Origin of the sequence: Rhodomicrobium udaipurense JA643 (assembly GCF_000636015.1) — a bacterium.
GTDB lineage: Bacteria > Pseudomonadota > Alphaproteobacteria > Rhizobiales > Rhodomicrobiaceae > Rhodomicrobium > Rhodomicrobium udaipurense.
Window position 1 is genome coordinate 1 of the sequence record NZ_JFZJ01000234.1, and the last position, 1,196, is coordinate 1,196.

General features: G+C 64.5%; 2 protein-coding genes. Both read left to right on the forward strand.

The genetic code is table 11. The features are described 5' to 3' along the window. Window positions 1-460, forward strand: a 460-nt coding sequence (locus tag T281_RS19250) for a hypothetical protein (RefSeq protein ID WP_037242527.1), incomplete at its 5' end; no start/stop codon positions are given. Next, the coding region (locus tag T281_RS17105) for a 4Fe4S-binding leucine-rich repeat protein (RefSeq protein WP_037242535.1) at window positions 450-1,196 on the forward strand (747 nt) is incomplete at its 3' end. The genes T281_RS19250 and T281_RS17105, both read left to right, overlap by 11 nt.

The following is a 1,196-nucleotide window of genomic DNA, read 5'->3' on the forward strand; positions in this document are numbered from 1 at the left end:
CCTCCCCGAAAAGGCGCAGCGGCATTTGAATCTCGCCGCCGCCACGTACCAGAATGCGGAGGTCGCCGAGACGCACCTCCTCAAGGCAAGGCAGGAAGCGCCGGACCATGCGGCGGTGCTGATCGGGCTTTACCGTTTTTATTTCTACAAGAACCGGCTGGAAGAGACGCTGGAGATCGCGCAACTGTGCATCCGCAAGGCCGCGCGCGATCTGGGCCTTCGCGAAGACTGGCGGCTCGTATCCGCCCACGATGCCGCGTTCGGCGACTTCGGGGCCATGCTCCCTCGGTTTTTCCTGTTCTCGCTGAAAGGATATGCGTATCTCAATATGCGGCTCGGGGAGATGGATGAAGCCCGCGCCGCCGTGTGGAAGCTGCTGGAACTCGATCCGACCGACAAGATCGGCGCGAAAGTATTGCAGGGCGTGCTCGACCGTATGGGGCAAGACGATGACGACTGACGCGGACTCCGAAATCAACGAAGCGATCGACTGGCAGGGCCAGGCGGTCGCCTGTGAGAGCTGCCGTCATCGCGAGCTTGCCGGCGAGGGGCGCTGCAAGCTCCGCCACGCCTGCGTGAACGACCGCTATGCGCGCCGCGTCGACCGCTTTTTCGACTGGAACCGCGAATTCGCGAACCACTATCTCAGCCACCCCTATTTCGAAGTGCGCGCCATCGCAGCGAAGCACGCGGACATCTTCCGTCTTCCGGCGCTCCTGAAAGATCCCGATGAGGCGGTCCGCTGGAACGCCGCGCGGCGCCTGCCGAAGCGCTACCTCCTCAACCTGCGCAACGATCCGCACCGCGAAGTGCGTATACGCGTCGCGCAACTCCTCGACCCGGCCGACCTGTTCGGCATGATGCGCGACGAGGATTATTACGTGCGGCTGGTGGTGGCGCGCCGCGTCGCGCCCGACGAACTCGCCGCGATGATCTCCGACGACGAGCCGGAAGTGCGCCGCGTCGTCGCCCGCCGCATTGATGCGGACATGCTGTGGCGTGTTGCGACGGACCCGGACGACGGCGTGCGGCTTGAGGTGGCGCGCCGACTTTCACCGCCCGAACTCGCCGGCTTTTACCGTGATCCCGATTGGCGCGTGCGTTACGAGGCGGCGAGCCGCATGATCCCCGGCATGCTTCAGGCCATGCGCGAAGATCCGGACGAACTCGTGCGTGAACTCGTGCTGAAGCGCATT